Origin of the sequence: Alloscardovia macacae, from assembly GCF_002259705.1 — a bacterium.
Taxonomy (GTDB): Bacteria; Actinomycetota; Actinomycetes; order Actinomycetales; family Bifidobacteriaceae; genus Alloscardovia; species Alloscardovia macacae.
Map to the genome: position 1 here is coordinate 37,208 of NZ_MWWT01000001.1, position 22,878 is coordinate 60,085.

15 protein-coding genes and 1 pseudogene are annotated in these 22,878 nt (G+C 57.8%); 11 read left to right on the top strand and 5 right to left on the bottom strand.

Annotated features, from left to right (window positions below; all coding sequences use genetic code 11):
- The first annotated feature begins 35 nt into the window (after positions 1-35).
- Positions 36-374, top strand: a complete 339-nt coding sequence (locus tag ALMA_RS00160; protein ID WP_094725874.1) for a DUF3073 domain-containing protein — start codon at positions 36-38, stop codon at positions 372-374.
- A gap of 60 nt (positions 375-434) precedes the next feature.
- On the opposite strand, the gene ALMA_RS00165 is transcribed toward ALMA_RS00160, so the two are convergent.
- From ALMA_RS00165 to ALMA_RS00175, 3 genes are all read right to left on the bottom strand, one after another.
- Positions 435-938 (bottom strand): DUF2087 domain-containing protein, encoded by a 504-nt coding sequence (locus ALMA_RS00165; protein WP_094725875.1) that lies wholly within the window; start codon positions 936-938, stop codon positions 435-437.
- Positions 939-1,034: 96 nt separating this feature from the next.
- On the bottom strand, positions 1,035-2,336 hold the full coding sequence (locus ALMA_RS00170; RefSeq protein ID WP_244568821.1) for a peptidase U32 family protein: 1,302 nt from the start codon (positions 2,334-2,336) through the stop codon (positions 1,035-1,037).
- 97 nt (positions 2,337-2,433) lie between these two features.
- Positions 2,434-3,834: a threonine/serine exporter family protein gene (locus ALMA_RS00175; protein WP_244568802.1), complete on the bottom strand. Its 1,401-nt coding sequence runs from the start codon at positions 3,832-3,834 to the stop codon at positions 2,434-2,436.
- A 548-nt stretch (positions 3,835-4,382) separates the two neighbouring features.
- On the opposite strand from ALMA_RS00175, the pseudogene ALMA_RS00180 reads away from it, so the two are divergent.
- From ALMA_RS00180 to ALMA_RS00195, 4 genes and pseudogenes are all read left to right on the top strand, one after another.
- Positions 4,383-7,061: pseudogene (locus ALMA_RS00180) on the top strand (phosphoenolpyruvate carboxylase); the annotation flags it as partial.
- A 185-nt stretch (positions 7,062-7,246) separates the two neighbouring features.
- Complete coding sequence (locus ALMA_RS00185; RefSeq protein ID WP_094725878.1) at positions 7,247-8,737, top strand: aggregation-promoting factor C-terminal-like domain-containing protein; 1,491 nt, start codon at positions 7,247-7,249, stop codon at positions 8,735-8,737.
- A gap of 4 nt (positions 8,738-8,741) precedes the next feature.
- Positions 8,742-9,599 (top strand): 16S rRNA (adenine(1518)-N(6)/adenine(1519)-N(6))-dimethyltransferase RsmA, encoded by an 858-nt coding sequence (gene rsmA / locus ALMA_RS00190; RefSeq protein WP_094725879.1) that lies wholly within the window; start codon positions 8,742-8,744, stop codon positions 9,597-9,599.
- Positions 9,600-9,651: 52 nt separating this feature from the next.
- On the top strand, positions 9,652-10,275 hold the full coding sequence (locus ALMA_RS00195) for a LytR C-terminal domain-containing protein (RefSeq protein ID WP_086106621.1): 624 nt from the start codon (positions 9,652-9,654) through the stop codon (positions 10,273-10,275).
- Positions 10,276-10,642: 367 nt separating this feature from the next.
- Here the strand turns inward: ALMA_RS00195 and ALMA_RS00200 are convergent, their stop codons facing one another.
- A complete protein-coding gene (locus tag ALMA_RS00200) occupies positions 10,643-11,191 on the bottom strand; it encodes a hypothetical protein (RefSeq protein WP_094725880.1) in 549 nt (182 codons plus the stop codon).
- A 331-nt stretch (positions 11,192-11,522) separates the two neighbouring features.
- Complete coding sequence (locus ALMA_RS00205; protein ID WP_094725881.1) at positions 11,523-12,953, bottom strand: CCA tRNA nucleotidyltransferase; 1,431 nt, start codon at positions 12,951-12,953, stop codon at positions 11,523-11,525.
- Positions 12,954-13,152: 199 nt separating this feature from the next.
- Here ALMA_RS00205 and ALMA_RS00210 point away from each other — a divergent pair, with 199 nt between their 5' ends.
- From ALMA_RS00210 to ALMA_RS00235, 6 genes are all read left to right on the top strand, one after another.
- Entirely contained in the window at positions 13,153-14,472 is a 1,320-nt protein-coding gene (locus tag ALMA_RS00210; RefSeq protein WP_094725882.1) for an MFS transporter, read from the top strand.
- Between the two features lie 70 nt (positions 14,473-14,542).
- On the top strand, positions 14,543-15,478 hold the full coding sequence (locus ALMA_RS00215) for an NUDIX hydrolase (protein ID WP_244568804.1): 936 nt from the start codon (positions 14,543-14,545) through the stop codon (positions 15,476-15,478).
- A gap of 4 nt (positions 15,479-15,482) precedes the next feature.
- Positions 15,483-17,666, top strand: a complete 2,184-nt coding sequence (locus tag ALMA_RS00220) for a DUF6049 family protein (RefSeq protein WP_094725884.1) — start codon at positions 15,483-15,485, stop codon at positions 17,664-17,666.
- A gap of 7 nt (positions 17,667-17,673) precedes the next feature.
- The gene (gene murJ / locus ALMA_RS00225) at positions 17,674-19,419 is read left to right on the top strand and encodes a murein biosynthesis integral membrane protein MurJ (RefSeq protein WP_094725885.1); all 1,746 of its coding nucleotides are present in this window, start codon (positions 17,674-17,676) and stop codon (positions 19,417-19,419) included.
- Positions 19,420-19,477: 58 nt separating this feature from the next.
- Positions 19,478-21,487, top strand: coding sequence for a hypothetical protein (locus tag ALMA_RS00230; RefSeq protein ID WP_094725886.1), 2,010 nt, complete (start codon positions 19,478-19,480; stop codon positions 21,485-21,487).
- 68 nt (positions 21,488-21,555) lie between these two features.
- The gene (locus ALMA_RS00235) at positions 21,556-22,872 is read left to right on the top strand and encodes an aminotransferase-like domain-containing protein (RefSeq protein WP_094725887.1); all 1,317 of its coding nucleotides are present in this window, start codon (positions 21,556-21,558) and stop codon (positions 22,870-22,872) included.
- Positions 22,873-22,878 lie beyond the last annotated feature (6 nt).

The following is a 22,878-nucleotide window of genomic DNA, read 5'->3' on the forward strand; positions in this document are numbered from 1 at the left end:
TTTGAGAGCGCTTATACGTACGTGAAGGGGGTCAGATGGGCCGCGGACGCCAGAAGGCAAAACAGACGAAGATAGCCCGTAAGCTCAAATATCTGACAACTGATACAGATTACGACGAGCTCGCTAAGGAACTCAGCCACCACGATGACGTCCAGAATGAGGACATCGTGGAGTCAGCTGAACCAGTCGAGACCGTTTCTGACGCATCAGTGACCAGTGAGAACACTAGCGAAAACACTGAAGATTTAGACGACTACGCTGCATGGGCTGCGCAAGCTGCAAAGCGCGCTGAGGAGAAGCCAGCCGTCACCATCAAACCGCACAAGCCATTCCCGAAGATGCCTGTGCCAGGTATGGGCGCGCATAAAAACTAAGCCCACACTTCATAAACCAGACGGAGGGACTGCCCACACTAGGGCAGCCCCTCCTTTTCTTTACGCGAGACTGTATTTTTGCCCACGCTCATCACGCTGAACGATGCCCATATCCACACTGTAGCGTCGCGCGGTAATAGGCTCCGTGACGAGCATACTCAGCCGAGCAGTATATTCCGTCTCGGTGAGCCACGCCCGCCCATCTGGCCCGGCTGCGAAGACACGTTCACACACAGCCCTCACCAGATGCTTCCTGTCTCGCCAGTCCTGTGGCCACTCATCGATGCGCTCCGTAAAAAGAATGCTCTGCGGGCCCAGCACATCATTCAGCAGCTGTATCTGCTGCCCTATCTCCTCCATACTGTCCTCATACCCAGCATCCAGCCATCGAAGCTGTCTAAAAGGGTTATCGAGTGCGGCCGGTGTCACGCCAGACTGCGCACTCGTCTCCTTCTGCTCAGCCAGCAGCTCCAGCAGCCGCACCCGCACCTTCGGCGTGCGCAGGCTCGTTAAGAGAATGCGGTACTGCTTAAGCACCCCGCTCATCTCCTGTGTCATACTCATGGTGTTCTCCTCACGACGTTGTGTGATTCCGTACCTCACAGTATACACAGAATAAGAAAGGCCTGGATGCTGTCATCTCAGCATCCAGGCCCCTGCTTACTCCTGAGTCTTCAGCAAGTCCTCTTTCCTAAACTGCCGCACCGGCTTTTTCGGGGCCAGTTTCGGAGCACGCATCGGCGTTCCTGCAGGCATCGGCTCTGGGCATGGCAGGGAGAAGATGTGCGTCGGATGGTTCGCCGCCTCTACCTTCACGCCATTGCCATCCCAGATATCGTCATCCACTGTGAGCACATACGGCTGCACGCCAGGACGCACGAATTCGATGGCGTGCCCTGGAATAATCTTATTTTTCGCCTTAAAGGTCACGCGCCCATCCTCCCAGGACAGCACGTCTCCCACCATCTGCCAGTCGTTAATATATCCGCCACGCTCCGTCTCCTGACCTGCCGGATTCTCTGGATAGTAGAATGCCGTGCAGTACGGGCGGTGCACCACCTTAAATGGCTCTTCTTTCAGCCACTCTGGCAGCTCGAGATGCCCGAAGTCCCCCGCTTCACGCTGCTCGACGTACATAGTCGTGGCCATCTTATACGCATTCGTTACCACGGCTGAGTACAGGGCCGACTTCGCACGCCCTTCTATCTTCAGGCTCGTGGCTCCCGCATCGATGAGGTCGTCGATGTGCTCGAGCATGTTCATATCTTGAGAATTGAACAGATAGGCGCCATGCTCCGTCTGCTCGATAGGATAAAACTCATTCGGACGGCGCTCTTCGACCACGCTGTACTTCCAGCGGCAGGACTGTGCACAGTCTCCATGGTTCGCATCGCGGCCAGTCATATGCTGAGATATGAGACAGCGTCCCGAAAACGCCATGCACATCGATCCGTGCACGAAGCACTCGATGTCCAGATCTGGCGGCGTATTTTTTCGAATGGCGCGTACCGCGTCGAGGCTCAGCTCGCGGGCGAGTACCACACGCTTCGCCCCCAGTTCGTACAGGGAGTTCGCCGCGAGATAGTTCACCACGCCCGCCTGCGTAGAGATGTGAATTTCGAGCTGGGGCGCCACGCGATGAGCCATCATCATCACGCCGATGTCCGAGACGATGACCGCGTCCACGCCGATGTCCGCCAGATCGCTGATATACTGCTGAATCCCCTCTATCTCAGGGTTCGTAGGCAGCACATTACACGTGATGAAGATGCGCGCCCCGCGTGCGTGCGCGTAGCGGACGGCTTCCTGCAGATCCTCGTACGAGAGATTTTTCGGCGCGGTCCGCATGCCGAACATCTTTCCCGCGCAGTACACCGAATCTGCGCCGTAGTCTATGGCCAATTTCACCGTTTCGAGATTTCCGGCCGGTGCGAGAACTTCTGGCCTGTGCCGCCGCGGCATGGGATGGTCTGGCCCGTACGGTGTGTACGTGTCGAGAAGCGTCTGCTGGATGCGTGGCGCGAGGTCGCCGAAGTGTTCTGCGTTTATCATACTGCCATCATACATCGTAGCGCCATCGAGGATCCGTGAGGATGCGTGCGAGCGCGAGCCCTATAGGCAGTCCCACGATGACGAGCATAGCGCGGAACATCCAGTCGAGCGCGCTCACCGTCTGCAGATTTCCCAATTCATACACTGCGCGATACATATACAGTCCCGGAACCATAATCACGATGGATGGCACGGTCAGACTGATGCGTGGGAATCCGAGACGCGCCGGAATAATCCCTCGCCGCGCGCTGATGCGCCACGCCGAGGCCAGCAGTCCCGCGATAAGCGCGCCCAGAAATGCTCCCAGTTCGAGGGAAACGTGTCCGTAATTGACCATAACCAGGCGTGCCGTATCTGCCACAGCGCCGATGATCGCCGCCACGAATGCCATGGAGAAGGGAGAATTGAACAAAACAGAAAAGCCCCACACGCCGCCGATGGCCGTGACGAAGATGAGCGCTATCTCCAGCCAGAGCGGAAGAACGGGCGATTCAAAGCCATTCGGGCTCAAGCCGACCATCGTGGCCACGAGCCAGGCCGCAAGCGTGCCCACGCCCACGATGCACAGGAAGTAGGCCGTGCGCTGCAGGCCAGACGGGAAGTCCAGCTTCGCGAAGTCGAGACCGCCCGTGATGAGCGGGAAGCCCGGCACGATGAACAGAATAGCGCCGATATATGCGGTATCATGCCCGAGCGCCGACGGATCTGCGAAGCTCACGAGGCGCAGCGTGCCGATGGTCACGAGCGCGGCGACGATGACGGCCACGCCCACGCCGAGGAATTGGTTCAAACGACGCGCGCCCATCCTGCTGCGTACATACTGACCCACGCCCGCGCCCACGAACGCGCCGAGCATGTCATATGGAGCGCCGCCGAGCAGGAAAACGAAGCACGCGCAGGCCACAGCCGAGCCGAGCGCCTGCATCCACGGACCGTACAGCCGCGGCTTCTTTTCGATGGCGTCGAGCCGCGCATGCGCCTCGCGGACGGTGAGCGTCTCATTTCGGGCGCTGATGTCCGCCGTCAGCGCATCCGCGAAACGTTCCATGAGCATAATGCGGTCCGTATTCACGCCCACCGTGGGAAGGTCCACTACTTCCGTCACGCGCTCCTTCCCATCCGAGCACGATGCCTCGATGCTCGTCAAGTTCACATCTGCGCGCACATACACGCCCAGCGACTCCGCTATCCGGTTCATAATTTCCTTCACCCGATAGCTGCCCGTGCCAGCGCTGAGGTCGAGATAGCCCGTGCGCACGATGACGCTCGTCTTCGCGGCCAGGCACGCGTCGGCGAGCGGGGTGTCGAGGTCCGCGCGAATGTCATCCATGTCGAGAGGGATGGAGTGGCGGTGCGTGGGGTGGTGGGTGTGTGTGGTCTGCTCGGTCTGGGTCTGCTCGTTGTTCATGCGCACCATTTTTCGCCTGAGGGGTGACAGGAGCAGTGAGGAGAAGGCATAGCGGGGTTGAGCTTCACAGTTTCATCACACTCAAAAAAATTACGCTAAAGATTTAGCCATTTTTCACCCCATCTGAAGGAGAAAATGGCTAAAACTTTAGCGTAAGTTGAGAAGTGAGATTGCCACCTTCACACTTCCATCACATCGCGCAAAATCAGCCTATACTTTTGTCCACTTTTTACCCCGAGAACGTTTCGAAATGGACGAAAGTATTGGCTAAGTTTCAGCGATCCAGCACACCCACCCCAGCCACCCACTCTCCCACCATGTGAGACAGCCTCCACCACCCTCACATCACCCCTTCCACACGCAGGCGTACACTAAAAGTGTCAGATTAAATCAGCGTCCGCGTGGCTTTGGGTTCGCTACGTTTAGCTCACAAAACTGGGGAGGAGCCCCAGAAGCTAAAAGACCGAGCAACCACGACGGCGCCGGATGGAGGTCTCATGGCTGAATTGGCTGAAATGGCTGAATTGACTGAATTAGTCGAAAAAGCCGAGAAAAGCCTGCCAGAACGTCTGCATGCAAACATGGATTTGTGCTTGCAGATTCTGCGCAAGGTTCTCGGCGAGTATGATACTGAGCTCTTGTCTCAGTTTGATGAGCTGCGCGAAGATGTGATCATCGCCAGTAATGTCCACCAGGAAGATGACCCAGACGCTGTCGAAGTAGCAGCGCGTGGTCTGGAAAAAGCATATGAGCTACTGGATGATGCATCTCTCCAGGATGCCACCATGCTCTCCCGTGCATTTACCGTGTACTTCCACCTCGCGAACCTCTGCGAGGAGAACTACCGCGTCTCGGTCCTCCAGGAGCGAGAGTGGCAGGTGGATACGCATGCGGCCACAGACCCAGTGAATGAATTGACCGTCGCGTATAAGCAGCTCATCGATGAAGTGGGCGTCGCCGGCGCGAACGAGCTGCTCGAAAAGCTCGAATTCCATCCGGTCTTTACCGCGCACCCTACGGAAGCGCGGCGTAAGGCGGTCGAGGGGAAGATCCGCCGTATCGCGAAGTTCCTCGACCAGCGCGACCGTACGGGCGGATCGGCGCGTGCCGAGATAGACCGCCGCCTGCACTCCGAGATAGACTCCCTGTTCCGCACCTCGCCTATCGGACTGAAGAAGCCGACGCCAGTCGAGGAAGCGGACACGGTCATCGACGTCTTCGACAGTGCTCTCTTTAACGTCATACCGAACGTCTACCGCCGCTTCGACGACTGGATCCTCGGCGCGAAAGCCGGCACCGTTCCGCCGGTCTGCCCTGCCTTCTTCCACCCGGGAAGCTGGGTGGGCACAGACCGCGACGGTAACCCGAACGTCACCGCGAAAGTCTCACGCCAGGTGGCCCGCAAGTACTACGACCACATGGTCACGAAGCTCGAAGAAGCTACGCGCAAAACCGCCACCCGCCTCACGGTAGAAGCGCAGACCACCCCGGCCAGCGACGAAATGAAGGCCCTGTGGAGCCGCCAGCTCGAAATGAGCGAGCGCCTGACCAGCCGCGCCTCCATCATCTCCACGAGCGAACCACACCGCGCAGCCATGCTCGTCATGGCAGACCGCCTCGCAGCCACTGTGGAGCGCGACGCGGACCTCATGTATCACTCTGCGGAGGACTTCCTGAATGATTTGCGCATCGTCCAGCGCTCGCTGGCCGCAGCCGGCGCTGTCCGCATAGCATATGGAGACATTCAGGCGCTTATCTGGCGCGTGGAGACCTTCGGATTCCACATGGTGGAGATGGAGTTCCGCCAGCATTCCGTGGTGCACTCGCGCGCACTCGAAGACATTCGCGAGCATGGCCTGCACGGCGAGCGTGGACCTCTGCAGCCTATGACGGTGGAAGTGCTGGACACCTTCCGCGCCATTGGATGGATTCAGCGCCGCCACGGCCGTAAGGCTGCCGGCCGCTACCTCATCTCCTTCGCGAAGTCCGCACAGAATGTGCGCGACGTGTACGAGCTGAATCGTCTCGCTTTCGCGAACCCTGCAGACGCTCCTGTGCTGGACGTGATTCCACTTTTCGAACAGCTCGAAGACCTGGATAATTCCGTCAGCGTGCTCGAAGACATCCTGCGCATCCCAGAGATCCAGCAGCGTCTCAAGGAGACGGGCCGCCGCATGGAGGTCATGCTCGGATACTCGGATTCCTCGAAGGATGCTGGCCCTACGTCAGCTACCCTAGCACTGCACCGCGCTCAGGAGAACATCGCGAAGTGGGCGAAGAGCCACGATATCGATGTGACGCTCTTCCATGGCCGCGGTGGTGCTGTGGGCCGCGGTGGCGGTCCTGCGAACCGCGCTGTGCTCGCGCAGCCAGTGGGCTCGGTAAACTGCCGCTTTAAGCTCACCGAGCAGGGTGAAGTCATCTTCGCGCGCTATGGGAACCAGGTTCTGGCCACGCGCCACGTGGAGTCTGTGGCTGCGGCTACGCTCCTGCAGTCTGCCCCATCTGTGGAGAAGACGAATACGGAGATGACCCAGAAGTTCGCTCCTATGGCTCAGGCGCTCGACGAGGCGTCCCACGCGCGCTTCCTCGACCTGCTGACCAGCGAGGACTTCGCGCCATGGTTCTCCATCGTCACACCTCTGACCGAGGTGGGCTTGCTGCCTATCGGCTCGCGTCCGGCTAAGCGCGGTCTGGGTGCGAAGTCTCTGGACGACCTGCGCACCATTCCGTGGGTGTTCTCCTGGTCGCAGGCGCGCATTAACCTCGCCGCGTGGTACGGCTTAGGGACGGCATGCGAGCGCTTCGGCGACCTCGCCACGCTGCGTGAGGCATATAAGACCTGGCCGCTGTTCAGCACCTTCATCGATAACATCGAGATGTCCATCGCGAAGACGGATGAACGCATCGCGCGCATGTATCTGAGCATGGGCGACCGCGAGGATCTCAGCGAGAAGGTCCTCAGCGAGATGGCGCTGACCCGCAAGTGGGTGCTCGCCATTAAGGACGCGGAGTGGCCGCTGCAGCATTCGCACACGCTCGGCATGGTGGTGAAGCTGCGTTCGCCGTACGTGGATGCGCTGTCGCTCGCGCAGGTTCGCGCGCTGAAGACGCTGCGCCGTCGCGTGGATAAGGAAGAGCTGAGCGAGTCGCAGATAGGCGACTACATCTACCTCATTCTCTGCACTGTGAGCGGCGTTTCTGCCGGTTTGCAGAATACGGGCTGATATTCTGGTCAATTCTTCCCTGCCGTGGCCTGGTCTTCTTCACGAGACCGGGCCACGGCTCGTTTTTTGGCTGTACGGATGCGTGCTCGTGAAGTTCTCGTTCACGTCCGCATGCTGTCCTCGTGTCTGACGGCGTGTGCGACTAGGCTAGAAGTGGAGTATTCTGCAGTGAATCAAGGAGCATTATGGCATTAAGCTGGACACCGAAGCGTTTCGTCGCGCGCAGGCGCTGGACCATAGCCGCCTCAGCAGCAGTGTGCCTCGCCGTCGCGTCCACGTCCTTCGTCTTCGGAACGTATAAGTCCGTGGCCCTGACAGTGAATGGGAAGACCTCGCAGGTAAAGACTCTCGCCATGAGCGTGAACGGACTGCTTAGCCAGCAGGGCGTTCAGGTAAAGACCCATGACTTTGTAGACTCCTCGTCCGGCCAGCGCCTGACGAATAACGCATCTGTGGTCGTGCGCACAGCCTACGAAGCCACCATCACCATAGACGGCCAGAGCGTACCGTTCTGGACGTATGCCACGAGTGCAGACCAGCTCCTCAAGCTCTTTAAGCAGAATGAAGAAAACGCCGTCAAAGTCACGGTGAATATCACGAATGTGTATAACAAGCTCACGGGAGGCTTCGTCATAAACGCAGACGGCCCTGTGACAGTCATCGCTGATGGTAAGACGAGCACAGCCCCCGACGGAAAGCTTCCAGCCGCCTCTATCCTCGACTCTCAGGGGATAAACCTCGGCCAGCATGACCGCGTGAGCGTGGAACAGAATGGCTCGGAAACCATTCTGCGCGTGACACGCATCGCGTACTCGGACTCCACGCGTGATGTGGAGATTCCATTCACCACGCGCACTGTGGAGGATGATACTCTCGACGAAGGCACCCAGGTAGTCGAGCAGCAAGGTGTAAATGGAACGAAGACGCAGTACCTGCGGAACACCGTGGCCGACGGCCAGGTGGAGTCGAGCGATGTGACGAAGGAAGTGGTCACGCGCGACCCTCAGGAGCAGATCATCCGCGTGGGAACGAAGAAGAAGGTAGAGGCACAGCCTGCTCCGTCTGAGCAGGCGCAGACGCAAAACCAGAGCCAGTCTCAGCAGCAAGATCAGAATCAGAGCGCACAGCAGTCCCAGCAGGCGCAGCAGCAGGCTCAGGACCAGGCTGCACAGCAGAAAGCTCAGCAGGACGCTGCGGCTCAGCAGCAAGCGCAGGCTCAGGCGCAGCAGCAGGCCGCTCAGGCAGCGGAAGCCGCTCGCCAGGCAGAAGCCGCACGTCAAGCCGAGGCAGCCCGCCAAGCGGAAGCGGCACGTCAGCAGGCAGCGCAGCAGCAAGCGCAAGCCCAGCAGCAGAGCGGCCTGTGGCATCCTACCGTAGCCCAGGCGAAGGCCTACGCCCAGGCAGCAGCAGCCCAGTATGGCTGGACCGGAGATAATTGGTCTGCACTCGAGTGGCTCTGGAACCGCGAGTCCGGCTGGCGCTGGAATGCGGAAAATAAGTCTTCCGGCGCGTACGGCATCCCGCAGTCTCTTCCGGGGAACAAAATGGCCGTATACGGCGCGAATTGGCGCGATGATGCCTCCATCCAGATAAACTGGGGGCTGAACTACATTAAGAATCGTTACGGCTCACCACTGAGCGCACAGAATCACAGCAAGCAGACAGGCTGGTACTAAATACATGGAGACTACGCAGAACACGGGCACACTTCTCGGCGCCGCAGACATCCGCGCTATCGCGGCTGAGGCGGGCATCTCGCCGACGAAGAAGTTCGGCCAGAACTTCGTCATCGACCCCGGCACCGTTCGTAAGATAGTGCGTACGGCTGGCGTGACGGCTGCGTCCCGCGTCCTCGAGGTGGGGCCGGGCCTCGGCTCGCTCACCCTCGGCTTGCTCGAGACGGGCGCGCACGTGACGGCCATCGAGATCGACACGCCTGTAGCCGAGCGTCTTCCTCAGACCGTAGGCCAATTCATGCCCGACGCTGCGGACCGCCTCCGCGTCATCGAGATGGACGCCCTGAAGGCTACCCCAGAAAACACGGGGATACCCACGGATGAGCCACTCACTCTCGTGGCAAATCTCCCCTATAACGTGGCCACGCCTATCATTCTTACCCTGCTCGAGCGCTTCGAGAACATCACGTCCTTCGTAGTCATGGTCCAGAAGGAAGTGGCAGATCGTCTCAGCGCCCATCCGGGTAATAAAGTGTATGGCGTCCCGAGTGTAAAGCTCGCCTGGTATGGATCTGCAGCCCCTGCAGGCGTCATAGGACGAAACGTGTTCTGGCCTGCACCGCATGTGGACTCTGCTCTCGTGGAGTTCCATCGCAGTGAACAGCCCCTCGACCCACAGCTGCGCGACGAGGTGTTCACCCTCATCGATGCAGCATTTAGCCAGCGTCGTAAGACACTCAGGGCAGTACTGAAAAAATTGGTCTCAGAAGACGCCTTTACGCGAGCTGGCATAGACTCCAGCAGGCGCGGAGAGACGCTGAGCATAGACGAATTTATAGCGCTCGCGCAGGCGAGGGCGTAACGTTTCACGTGAAACATAGCGCTATACTAGGAGAAGAGCAGACGGAGGAAAAATGGCAGACAGCAGCATAAAGAAGGAACGCGAGCAGCGCAGACTCTACCTGCGCGCACGCCAGCGCATGATACTCAGTGCCACCATAGGCTTTCTCGTCGTGGCAGTCATCCTGTCCATACTGAGTCTGACCACGGGTCTGTTCACTTCGCGCGCGCGGCAGAATGCGGGCAGTATCGAGGCCAACTACGGCGTTATCACCGCCTGCCCTGTGGACGGGACAACCTCGCTGAATCCGTCCGAGATTACTCTGCGCGTGCTGAACGGCACGAATAAGTCCGGACTCGGTACCGCTGTGGGCGAAGAACTGCGAAACCGCGGATTTAACCTCCAGGGCGTGGGAGATTACGACTCGGCCAGCGTGCTGCAGCGCACGGAGATACACTTCGGAAAGAATGCCATCACGCAGGCCTACACCCTGGCCATGCAGTTTAATGATGCCATCCTGCGCATGGATAACCGCGAAGATGCCTTAATCGATGTGGTCATCGGCTCCTCCTTTGATGACTTGATCGCCTCGGATAAGACGCCGAAGGTGGGCACGAAGCTCACTGCTCTGGCGAACTGCGTGGCGGCGGATAAGCTGACGAACGTACCGCAGGCGTCTGAGCATCAGGCGGTGTAGGGCAGGCAGAGGCGTCTGCTCATAAAAACTTAGCCTATAGTTTTGTCCATTTTAGACTCTCTATACGGAGAAAAATGGACAGAACTATAGGCTAAGTTCACAATACGTGTACTGTCATACCTCATCGACGGTGACGCCAACAATACACAACTGCAGACACAAAACACACTCCTGCCTCGCAACCATAAGCCATAAGAAACTCTTTCGGTACAGAATGAATGCCATCGGATAGCCAACTCAAGCCGCCTGCTACGAGAGCTACAGGAAGTGGAAGAAAAAGCAGTATCACTATAGTCCCGACCCACGAAACCACAGGCCCCGGGTCCTTGTTTCTCCTTTTCTTTTTCGACATAGCTCTAGTCCTCTATTACCAGATTTCCTTCACAGCGCATAAGCTACAAGCCCACGCTATCTGTCCAGCAAAACCTCCTGGTAATGCTAGATGCGCGATTCTTTTAATGACGAATGCGGCGGCAGCTTTCCCGACGCACTTTTGTAAGGTACGGAAGAAAATGGCAGATGCTACTTTCCACTGCTGTGACTTAAGCGCCATACGAACTTCAGCAGTAAATGCTTTACGGATTACATCAATTCCATATGCTCGCACTAGTTTCGTGACGATGCAATCTGCAAAAGTACTCCAGCTCCTCGTCTGATAATCTGATACGGGTAAATTATCATATAATCCCTGATTACCATAATATTCGAAGTCTTTTTCCATCTCATGAAGAATCTGTATTACTTCTTGATCATCTGTATCATACTCAGTAGAAATCCGGGACATATCTACATCTCTAACAACACCATCCACAGTCTTTTCTGCACCAAATGCGCTGAGCCCCGAGCTACATAACAGACCCACTACTAACGTCATTACCAGTAGCTGAATCCAAAAAATTCTTCCCTGACTTTTCATGAGAACTCCTTTGCTCTTATGCTCTTCTCACGTTTATCATAACACATAGAATGAGGAAAAGCAGATATGAAATTACCGCTATAGATTCGTACAAAAACTTACCCCAGTTTTTCCATCCGGTGCGTTCTGCGAACGTTCACCATGGAAAAATCCTAGGGGAAGTTTTTTCTTACAGATTCTTATGTAATGAACGTGTGAAGACCCGGATAGGTCGCTCAAACTTACGCTAAAGATTTAGCCATTTTTAGACGAAGGGGTCGTAAAAAATGGCTAAATCTTTAGCGTAAGTTTTCATCCGCGTCTCTGAAGAGGAAATCCACCCCCAGCGCCCCTACTCCCGCGTTTCATCCTCATACCAGCGCAGAAGTTCCGCCACAGCCACATCGTGCTCTGCTGGGCCGTTATCGAGACGGTAGTCGAGCATGTGACGGTACGCGCGGCCCACGAGAGGACCTGGCTTCAGGGATAGGATGCTCATGATTTCGTCGCCATTAAGGTCTGGACGAATAGAGTCGAAATCTTCCTTCTTTTTCAGCTCGATGACGCGCTCTTCGAGGTCATCCATCGCACGCGCGAACATCTGCTCTTTCGCCTTATTCTGCGTGGTAGCATCGGCTCGCGTGAGGCGATTCAGGCGGTGGTAGAGGTGTCCGGAATCCTTCACATACCGGCGCACTGCTGCATCACTCCAGCGCTCATCCACGTAGCCGTGGAAGCGCAGATGCATCTCCACGAGAGCGCTGACGTCCTCGACCATGTGGTTGTCGAAATGGAGCGCACGCATACGCTTCTTCGTCATCTTCGCGCCCACCACATCGTGGTGGAGGAAGCTCACTTTTCCATTCGCTTCATATTTGCGCGTGCGCGGCTTGCCGATGTCATGCATAATGGCTGCCAGGCGCAGCATGAGGTCAGGGCCTGGTACAGGGCCCTCCTCATCCGTCTCGAGAGCGATGGCGCGCTCGAGCACCTGGAGCGTGTGCTCGTACACATCCTTATGACGGTGGTGCTCGTCTATCTCCAGCTCGAGGTCAGGAAGTTCAGGGAAGACATAGTCCGCCAGTCCCGAATCCACGAGGGCTTCGAGACCCTGCCGTGGATGGTCAGACAGCAGAAGCTTGCATAGTTCATCACGCACGCGCTCAGCAGATACTATCTCGATGCGCGGCGCCATATCAGCCAGCGCTTCGGCGGTGTCGAGGGCTATACGGAAATTGAGTTGGGCGACGAAACGCACGGCACGCATCATGCGTAACGGGTCGTCGTCGAACGACTGCTCAGGCGCGACCGGAGTACGCAGCATACCGCGCTCGAGGTCGCGGCGGCCATCGAACGGATCGACGAACTCGAGGCTCGGCACACGGATAGCCATCGCGTTCACCGTAAAATCGCGACGCGAGAGGTCACCCTCGAGCGAGTCGCCATAATTCACGTCCGGCTTACGCGAGTCCGGCTCATACGAATCCGAGCGGTACGTGGTCACCTCGACCGAATACTCGCGGCCGTCCGGCATGCGCTTGAGCGCGCCGAGCGTGCCGAATTTGCGGCCCATGTCCCAGAATCCGTTCCCCCACTCTTTAAGCAGATGCTCGAACTCCTCCGGCCGCGCGGACGTGCAGAAGTCGAGGTCATGCGCCGGCCGGCCGAGCAGGAGGTCGCGCACCGGACCGCCTACGAGAGCGAGCTCGTAGCCGTGCGCCGCGAACAGCTCTCCGAGTTCCAGCGCCACCGGGGACACTGCATATTCCTTCGCGTTATCCACGAGTATCCTTTCGTAGGAGGTTTCTGCTTTTCTTCAGACAATTGTACGCCTGTACTCTGTGCGTAGGCTATTCTACCGCACAGGACGGGCGCGTGTCCGCGAGGAGAAACGACGTACCATAGAAAAAACGGCGAAGTGACACTGAAGCGCAGCGCGCCAGCGCACACCATAGCACGCCACAAGGAGGTGACCCCACAGCATGTCTTTTACACGCATACACTCCCTCACCCCCGCCCTGCGCTGGGCACTGCTCGGATTTAGCCTGTCCACTCTGGGGAACAGCGTGTATGAAGGCTCCGTCCTACCTTCCATCCTCGTTACCTCTCTGCCCGTGTGGGTGGTCGCTTTCCGTAAAACGTTTATGACAGTAGTGGATTTTATGGCTCCACTCGCAGCATGGGTAGTAGAAAAAGTCGGAGGTTTTCGCGCATTAGCAGGAGCTGAGACTCTGGAAGGATTCCTCAGTCTCATCCCGCTCCTCCTGTGGTATTTCGCTCCGAGTTCTCCGAGCTCCCCGAACTCTCCAGACTCCCCATACTGGAAGTGGTCTTTACTCGCCTTATCGTGTGCCCTAGGTATCACGGGACACGTTATAGACATAGCGAGTGAGGTGTTTGAAGTCGAGGCTGCTCAAGGCAGCGAGACGCTCCTCATCCAGTACAGCGGGATTATAGCTGTACTCTCGAGTGTGCTCGGCAGCCTCCTAGGCAGTCCTCTCGGCGCCAGCATAGCGAGCTGGTCTATCCCCACTGTTCTGGGCATTTCTGTCCTCTCCTCCTGGGCAGCTGCATCCACACGTCTGGCCATGCAGCGCGTCATAGCACCCGTTACGCGTGAGATGCGCTCGTGTTCCTCCTCTGAGCCCACGCCCGACGAAAGCTCCGACCCTCCACTCGACAGCGCCCCTGCGCGCTCCACTTCCCACGTCCCACACCGTGCGCGCCTCCTGCTCGGCTCGTTTCTCCTCGCTTTCATTCCCGCCTGTTCACTCCCCTATATTCTTCTCGGCATAGGTGCCGCCCGCGGATCAGAAATTATCGCCGTTCTTACCTTGTGTGTAGGGGCAGGAGATGTGCTCGGCTCTGTCCTTTATGCGCGGTCCGCTACTTCGACACGGGCGACGTGCGATTCAGACAGACGCGTACAGCGTTCTCTCAGCATGCGTACTCTAGCATCGACAGGCGTAGTATGCTCTGGAGCTGGCTTCCTGTGCATGATTCTCGCGCTTTTTTCCGCACCTTACGTCTTAGAATCCCTCCTCTGCGCTGGTTTCCTGCTCGTTAGTCTCGGTCTCGTCCTCATCACGCATCCCGTCATCGTTACGCGTCAGCTCCTTTTCTCCGGAAGTACGCTCGCTCGCTTTTCGGGCTTCGCGCGCTTCGCTTTCGCTCTCGGCGCGGCGAGTGGCTCGTGGCTTGGATGGATCCTCTCCAGCTCCTGGGGTTCTGTTCCTTTCCTCGCCATCATCGCACTTTCCGCGTTTCTCCTCGTTCTGCCTGCGCTTCCTCATCGTTCGTGATTTTCGCTTTTTTCCTGTCAATTTTTCCTCTCCACGCGCTATGCACACGGTGGCAAGTAGACTAGTAACTATGATTAATCCGGCAGATGTGCACCGCATGGTTCAGCGCGCCCATGAGAAGGCGAGCGCTGCACGTGAGTCTGCCCGGAATCAGGCGGATAGTCCTGCAGACACGCCGCTCACTGTCCAGCGCCACTTCGAGATAGCGTACTCCTCACATTATTCCAGTGGATTCTTTATGGAGGATGAGGAGTACCGCGCAGAGTATGACCTCGAGCTGGACTCGGGGGCGGATGCATCCTCCTTTAGCAGCATATCCAGTGCCATCGTTCCGCTGTACACCACGAGTACGCAGAACTTTATCTCGAGCATGGCTGCTGCTGCCCAGTCTTCTGACGCCCAGAGTCTCCACTCCACAGAAGACGATGCGACCACTACGTCCTGCGCTCAGAGTGAACCATCGTCAGACGCGGTGAAAACGCGCTCTCGTCGCCCGGCCATCACTCCTGCCATCATGGCGAAGAAGCGCGAGGACAGTCCGCTCACCTTTGCTTCTCTAGATAACAGGGATCTTCCGGTGGTGCGCGAGTACTCCGCTGGTGGTCTCATCTTCGACGACCAGGACCGCGTGGCCATCATCGCCCGCCATTCGCGCTCGGGCCACCTCGAGTGGTGCCTGCCGAAGGGACACATCGAGAAGGGCGAGACTCCGGCGCAGACGGCTGTGCGTGAGATTCACGAGGAGACTGGCATTCTCGGTGAAGTCGTGGACTCCATCGCCACTATCGATTACTGGTTTACCGGGGACGCGCAGCGCATTCATAAGCTCGTGCATCATTACGCACTGCGCATGACGGGCGGATATCTGACCGTGGAGGGAGACCCGGATCACGAGGCTGAGGACGCCACGTGGGTGAAGTTTGAGGACCTCACCGACGTGCTGAGTTACCCGAACGAGCGCCGCATCGTGTGGCTGTATGCTAAAAAACATAGGAAAGATGCCTAAACTTATGTCGTTTTCATCTACGTTTTCGCGTTATGCTCGCGCTGCGTGCGCCCTCGCCGTTCTGGCGGGCGCCACGTTCGCATTTTCTCTCCAGCCCCTTCCTGCAGCCCTCGCAGCCTCCGCTTCTCCACTGACCGTAGACAGCTCCACGAGTGTCATCACGCCGAGCTCAGGATACGACGCCACTTTCACTGTCACGAATACGTCCCGTACTGACCTCACCGACGGCACGCTTACACTCAGCATGAATCCGTGGTATGAATTCCAGACCAGTGATGACCTCCAGGCCTGGGCGGATGGACACCTTCGTCTGCGCGGCTTAACCACGTTTACTCAGGCAGATGTGCCTGCTCTGAAAGCTGGTGCCTCCACACAGGTGAAAGTCCATCTGAATGCGGATGATTCAGCCCTGACCAGCCTCACCTCGTGGGGTGCGAAGCCCCTCCTCGTCACGTACGAGGATAACGATTCCACCCAGACGCAGACTCTGCGTACCTTCGTGACGCGTTCGAATGAAGGCACTGCTTCCGAAGGACTTCCCCAGCTGAAGTTCGTCCTCACTCTTCCTGCCAGCACAGGCACCATAGCCGCGTGCGTCACAGGAAAAGACCAGACCACAGCAGCACACACATCCATGGAGACTCTGCTCAGTGGCAGCACCGAGATCACTGCCACGCACACCACTCCCGAGTGCGCCTCCTCGACGGTCAGCGCACTAAAAAAGCTCGCTGCTTCGCATCCGAATGTGGAGGTCCTCACCGCGCCGGAGCTCAGCTCCCAGGTCTCCTCCGCACATTCTCTCCAGCCGTATGCCACAGACATAGCCACGCTGGCAGAAACCGCGCAAGCACAGGACATCATCCAGACCAGTGCACACGCGGGCGCGAATGCTGTGGCCATGGATGGGCATAGCGGATGGACCACGAAAGCCTTAGAATCCGCCCACTCTCTCGGATATACCACCGTCCTCGCAAACGAAGGCTACGGGGCTGCGGCCTCGGAGTCTCCCCTTCATAATTCCGTCACTCACGTGAGCGTGCAGGGCACGGATATGACGGTGCTCACCGCACAGAAAGAGCTGAGCACGCTCGCTCAGGGACAGGCCACATCCGAAGACGCTACGGCAGAAAAAACAGATGCGGGCATCCGGAACCGTTTCCTCGCCCAGACTGCTCTCTTCGAGACTCAGGCTCCGTATGAGGACCGCACTGTGCTCATAAACACTGCCACGCTGAGCACTGACCTGACGGCTGAGAAGGTCGAAGCAGTGGGAGAATTGGCAGACGAACTGAATGCAGCACCATGGGCCACGCTCACAAGCCTGAACGCGCTCGAAACCGCGCAAAGCTCCACGGATAGCGCGGACGCCGAAGAGTACGCGCGAACCGTCAGCAGCGCGAATAAAAACGCAGTGCAGGCGGTAAGTGGCATCGCGGAGCAGATAAATGCCACGCACGCGCGCATGAGCAGCTTCCTGAACAGCATCATCAGTAGCTCGCAGGCGGAAAATGCAGACCGTAAAACGCGAAATCCACAGGACCTCGCGCGTGGAAAGGCAGACCAGTCGCGCGCGCTGTCTGAAGACGACTTCCAGAAGTGGCGTGGGACGGTGGAAGGGCTCGCGTCGAACGCCGCAGAACAGGCGTTCTCTGCGCGGGCCATCAGCACCTATCAGAGCGCATCCAGCACACAGAATGCCTCCGGCCTCGACGCGCTAAACGCCCAGGCAGCTGTAGCCAGCGACCTCTTCAGCGCAGTATCCATGAGCGCTCCGCAGTCACTGAACGTGGTGAGTGAAACGGCGGACGTGCCTGTCACTCTCTCGAATAATCTTCCGGTGGGCCTCACGCTGAACGTGGTCACGGCAGCAGCCTCGGATACTATCCGTTCAGAAGTAACTCTCGCGGGAAAACAGAACGTAGAAGTGGCAGCACACAGTGAGCAGCAAGTCATGCTGCCCGTGCGCGCACTGTCTGGGTGGACCACACAGTTTAAGCTTCACCTCACCACCCCGGAGGGCGTGGCTGTGACGAGCGAGAAGAGCATCACCATCTCCAGCTCCATCACCATTCTGGATAATGCCGGCTATGCCATCTTCGGCCTGGCCATCGTGCTCGCAGTGGTGGGCGCGAAACGGCAGATAGCCCGCATCCGCAGTGGTGAACCAGCTGAAGGAAACGAGGAATAAAAACCGCATGAGTTCTGAAGAAGTAGCGAAAAACTCCGTCCGCCGTAACTCTCTCATCATGGCCTCCGGCACCCTCGCCTCACGCCTCACGGGCATGATCCGCACCATTCTGCTCGCCGCCGCCGTGGGCACCACGGGCATAGCGGCGAACGCATACCAGACAGGTTCTTCGGTCCCGCAGATCGTGTACACGCTCATCTCTGGAGGCCTCTTTAACGCCATTCTCGTGCCGCAGATAGTGCGCACGCTGAAGTCTGAGGACTCAAAAAAGCATCTCGATAAGCTCGTCACCTTGAGCATTCTGCTACTTCTCGGCATTACGGCCATCATGATGCTCGGTACTAATATCCTCACTTCCATCTTCCTGAGCTCGTCCTGGACGGGTCCTCAGCGCGCACTCGCGAACGCCTTCACCCTGTGGTGCACTCCGCAGATTTTCTTCTACGGCTTGTATACCGTCCTCGGCCAGATTCTCGCTGCGAAAGATAAATTCACCATGTACGCGTGGAGCTCCGTAGCGGCGAATGTGGTCAGCAGCGCGGGCTTCATCGCTTTCCTCGTTCTCTTCGGGAATGCCTCACGCCAGCCGCTCGAATTCTGGACTACGGATAAGATAGCGCTCACCGCGGGCACGTGGACTCTCGGCGTGGCTGTACAGGCTCTGCTCCTGTTCATTCCGCTCATCCGTAGCGGATACCGCTTCGGCTTCTCCTGGGGCTTCCGCGGCATAGGCCTGCGGTCCATGGGCAGTGTGGCTGTGTGGAGTCTGGCCATTACCGTGATGATGCAAATCACTTCCATCATCACCTCGCGCATCGCTTCGGGCGCACCTCTGGCTGCAGGAGACGAGTTCCACGTGGCGGGAAATGGTTCCTATCAGAATGCTATGAGCATCTACATTCTGCCGTATTCGCTTTTCGCTGTGTCCCTCGCCACGGCCACGTTCCCGCAGATATCCAGTTTCGTGGCTGAGCATAAGCTCCAGAAGGCTTCTGAAGTGGTCAGCCGCACTATGCGCTCGTCGAGCCTTATCATGTTCTTCTTCACGTCCGTTATGCTGGCCATTCCGCTGGAGCTGGCTGCTGTATTCCTGCCATCTGTGGATGGCGAGCAGATGATGCTGCTCAGTCCCATCATCTTCACTATGACGCTCGGTCTGCCGTTTACGTCGCTCGTTCTGCTGGCTCAGCGGACGTTTTATGCTTTCGAGGACGGGAAAAGTCCGTTCATTATTCAGGCTGTACAGTCTGCCATTATGGTGGCCATTCAGGTGGGCATCTGGCTGCTCGCTCCTGCGCAGATTCAGACGTCTCTGCTCGGTCTGGCTGTGAGCGTGAGCTACATCGTGTGCATTCCGCTTCTGCTCGTTATGGTCTACCGCCGTTTCCGCGGGGATTTCGCCATAGGCCACCTCGTGGTCGTGCATATAAAGATCCTGCTTGCCTCAGTAGGTGCATATGTGGCGTCGGAGGGGACCGAGTATGTGCTCAGCGTTCTGCTGCACTTTAATCCGTCCACGTCCTCGGGCCGCACCGCTTGGTTCGTGGCCGTGTTCATCTGTGCTGTGGTGGCACTCGTGGGCTTTGCCGCGTATGCGCTCGTCCTCGTGGCTCTGGGGACGCGCGAGTTTACGGATGGCATGCGTGCTGTGCTCGCTCGGCTTTCTTCTTTGCCAATTCTTCCTGCTCTTTTCAGTAAGATTTCCTCAGTAGATTCCTCGACGAAATCCTCACGACGCCGCCATGCTAAATAACCACCCCCGTGGGTAAAATAGTCTCCAGGATCCGGATACCAGCATATAGAGAGATGCTATGAACTTTGCACTAGGCGATGTATTACTGAATCGCTTCCGCTTGGTCGATATCTTACGCGACGAGCCAGGTTTTTCTGTGTGGACAGCACGAGATAATACTCTGCAGCGCAGCTGCCAGATATTCATCGTGGCGAACTCTACCGTTATCTCTCGCGTGAATGCTGCCGCATCCTACTTAGCACTTTCTCAAGATCCTCACTTCGTAGACGTTCTGCACCTGCACCGCGATGGTGAAGTGTGCGTCATCGTCACAGACGCAGATCCAGGTCTGACGCTACGTGAGTACCTCAGTGACGTCGCCGCAGATCCACAGATGTATCCTCTGAGCCTCGAATCCATCCGTTCTATCCTTGGCGAGACGGTGGAGATATGCCAGGACCTGGATAATCACTTCCAGGCACACTACTGCCTCGATGATCTAAATATCCGCCTGACGAATGAGCGCGTGGTTCTGGCGAATTTCCCTGTCTCAGCAGCACTCTTACCTCCTACGGCTCCACGCCTGAAGGCCACGAACCATGACGTGGAAAGCGTCATGGTCTACCAGATAGCTGCAGTGGCTTTCGAGCTGCTCACGCGCATGCCGTATAAGTCTGTTCTGGCCTCGCGCGCACGCCAGATGCTCCACGATGCTCATGCTCCAGAGGACCTCACGCTCATCTGCACGCGTGCTCTGGGTCTTCCTGACGCTCAGGGCCGCACGCCTATCCCACTGGTTACTCTGCTCGAGATGAGCATTCTTATGGAGGAGTATAAGCCTCTACGCGAGCTGACTGCTCACCCGCAGAAGCACTTAAATGTAGCTGGCCGCCGATTCTCTGCCCCATCCATCTCGCAGGCCGTACTCAAGCGTGTAGACTCCCAGTTCATCACGCCTATCCCAGGATCTTTGCGCGATTCTGACCAGGAGAAGTCATCTGACCGTAATCCTGCCTGGAGCGCTTCCGAGCTTATCTTCGGCGGTCGCCGCGCTGTGGATATGGCGAAGCCAGACACCTCCACAGATCTTTTCCACGCTCTCGGTGAGCTGGATGCAGCGAAGCTCGAGCGTGTCTATGACCCGTATGATTTTAATGACTTCGACCCGCGCACGCAGACCATGGATACTCTGCGTCCGGCTGCACCAGTGCAGGCTGTGGAGTCTTCCGAAAAGAAGTCTGCGGAAAAGCCAGCCTCCTACGAGCCGATTACTCAGACCATCCCTCCGGTCTTCGTCCCACAGAAGAAACAGGATACGCAGCCAGAGTCTGGGTCACAGTCTGAACAGCAGAAGCCAAAGCCGAAAGCTCAGCCGAAATCGCAGCCGAAGCCTGCTCAGAGCACGAAAAAGCCGAAGCGCCGAGGCCTGTCCGACCGCATCAGCGCTATGCTCCAGTCCCGCGTGGCCTCCATCACTGCTGTGGTGGTCATCCTCGTGGCTCTCGTGGCAGGAGCAGTGTATTCCCTCGGCATAGGCCGTCTCGGAGATAACAGCACCACGAATGACCCGTGGTCGCAGCTGGCAGACGAGACTGTCCGCTTCCCTGGCCAGGAGAATAATAAGGGTGCAAATCCGCAGCCTGCGCAGGGCCAGAACCAGAGCCAGAATGCTACGACGAGTGACGACACTGCGAAGCTGAATGAAAAGAAGGCCTCCGCCGTCCCTCAGCCTGCCGTCACGCAGAACACCACGCCTATAGAGCCGACGGGATACACCTTCCTGAACCGCCCTGCAGGCATCCGCAGCTGGGGATACTCCTTCGCGTTCGACCAGCCTCACACTTTCTGGCGCGTGGACATCGCGAATGAGACAGGCGGTGGCCAGGTCCATATCTTCGCCGACCCGACTACGGATGATCCTCGCTCGGGTAAGGACGTGGCACAGTTTACCTTCGCGAATGATGGCCAGACCACGTCCGTCACTCTGAATGAGCCTGTACAGGCCCAGCGCCTCGTCGTGTGGATAGATGGTACGGATGCCTCCACTCTGCCACAGACCATTAAGATGACGAAGTACGCTTTCTACTAAAAAGCAGCAGACCGCATAGCACACACAGCACAGCACACAGCACAGCAGACCAGAAGTATGGAGAGACTATGACGAATCCTACGCAGCCGAACTCACAGCCGAACGCACAGCCAAACTCGGCACACGTCATTAAGAATGACCCGTGGTTCGGATCCTACGCCTCGCGCGCGGAAGACATGCGCGCTTCCGAGATTCGCGCTCTCTTCGCTGTGGCCAGCCGCCCGGAAGTAGTCTCTCTGGCTGGCGGTATGCCGTACCTCGAGTATCTTCCCTTCGACGAACTCTCTGAGCTCGTGGCGAAGATGCTGCGCGAACAGGGCACGAAGGCCTGGCAGTATGGCAGCGCGCAGGGTGACCCTCACTTGCGCGAGCGCATTCTGGACATCGTACGTCTCGAAGGCATTACGGATGCGCAGGCGGATGACGTGGTCATCACGAATGGATCGCAGAATGGCCTGGACCTCATCACGCGCCTCATGTGTGATCCGGGAGACGTCATCATCGCTGAAGATCCGAACTATGTGGGCGCTCTCGGCGTCTTTAAGAGCTTCCAGACCGAAGTGATTAATGCGCACATGGATGCGGACGGCCTCATCCCTGAGTCTTTCGAGGAAGCCATACGTGGCGCTCGCGCCCAGGGCAAGCGCGTGAAGTTCCTCTACACTGTGCCGAACTTCCATAACCCTGCAGGCGTTACCATGAGCATAGAGCGCCGAGCGCGTATCCTGGAAATTGCCAGAAAATACCACGTGCTCGTCGTGGAAGATAATCCGTACGGCCTGCTCAGCTTCGAAAACAAGACGTATCCAGCGCTGCGCAGTATGGACGCGGAAAACGTGGTCTACCTCTCGAGCTTCTCGAAAATCATCGCTCCAGGCATGCGCGTCGCGTGGATGATAGCGCCTCCAGGCATCCGCCATAAGCTCGTCCTCGCGAACGAATCATCCATCCTCAGCCCGTCGAATATGAGCCAGATGACCATCTCCACATATCTGGATAATTTCGACTGGAAGAAGCAGATAGAAGACTACCGCGGCATGTATAAGTCGCGCTGTGAAGCCATGGACGAGGCGCTGCGCACGTATATGCCGTACTGCAGCTGGAATAAGCCGAAGGGCGGCTTCTACATCTGGCTGAAGATTCCAGAAGGCCTGGACGCGAAAGCCATGCTGCCGCGCGCCATCACCGCGCGCGTGGCATACGTATCCGGCACCGCGTTCTATGACACGGGCGAGGGCGCCGACCATATGCGCCTGAGCTTCTGCTACCCGACTGAAGAGCGCATACGCGAAGGCATTCGCCGCCTGTCCACCGTCATGGATGATGAGCTGGCCACGGTCGAACTCTTCGGCACAGCGAAGCACGACACCCCACACGAAGCATAAGGAGAA

Bases quoted from the DNA above. Each gene is read 5' to 3' on its own strand.
- murJ (WP_094725885.1), top strand. From the start codon at position 17,674: ATGAGTTCTGAAGAAGTAGCGAAAAACTCCGTCCGCCGTAACTCTCTC.
- ALMA_RS00185 (WP_094725878.1), top strand. From the start codon at position 7,247: ATGGCATTAAGCTGGACACCGAAGCGTTTCGTCGCGCGCAGGCGCTGG.
- rsmA (WP_094725879.1), top strand. From the start codon at position 8,742: ATGGAGACTACGCAGAACACGGGCACACTTCTCGGCGCCGCAGACATC.
- ALMA_RS00220 (WP_094725884.1), top strand. From the start codon at position 15,483: ATGTCGTTTTCATCTACGTTTTCGCGTTATGCTCGCGCTGCGTGCGCC.
- ALMA_RS00210 (WP_094725882.1), top strand. From the start codon at position 13,153: ATGTCTTTTACACGCATACACTCCCTCACCCCCGCCCTGCGCTGGGCA.
- ALMA_RS00160 (WP_094725874.1), top strand. From the start codon at position 36: ATGGGCCGCGGACGCCAGAAGGCAAAACAGACGAAGATAGCCCGTAAG.
- ALMA_RS00175 (WP_244568802.1), bottom strand. From the start codon at position 3,834: ATGAACAACGAGCAGACCCAGACCGAGCAGACCACACACACCCACCAC.
- ALMA_RS00215 (WP_244568804.1), top strand. From the start codon at position 14,543: ATGATTAATCCGGCAGATGTGCACCGCATGGTTCAGCGCGCCCATGAG.
- ALMA_RS00235 (WP_094725887.1), top strand. From the start codon at position 21,556: ATGACGAATCCTACGCAGCCGAACTCACAGCCGAACGCACAGCCAAAC.
- ALMA_RS00195 (WP_086106621.1), top strand. From the start codon at position 9,652: ATGGCAGACAGCAGCATAAAGAAGGAACGCGAGCAGCGCAGACTCTAC.
- ALMA_RS00200 (WP_094725880.1), bottom strand. From the start codon at position 11,191: ATGAAAAGTCAGGGAAGAATTTTTTGGATTCAGCTACTGGTAATGACG.
- ALMA_RS00165 (WP_094725875.1), bottom strand. From the start codon at position 938: ATGAGTATGACACAGGAGATGAGCGGGGTGCTTAAGCAGTACCGCATT.
- ALMA_RS00170 (WP_244568821.1), bottom strand. From the start codon at position 2,336: ATGCCGCGGCGGCACAGGCCAGAAGTTCTCGCACCGGCCGGAAATCTC.
- ALMA_RS00230 (WP_094725886.1), top strand. From the start codon at position 19,478: ATGAACTTTGCACTAGGCGATGTATTACTGAATCGCTTCCGCTTGGTC.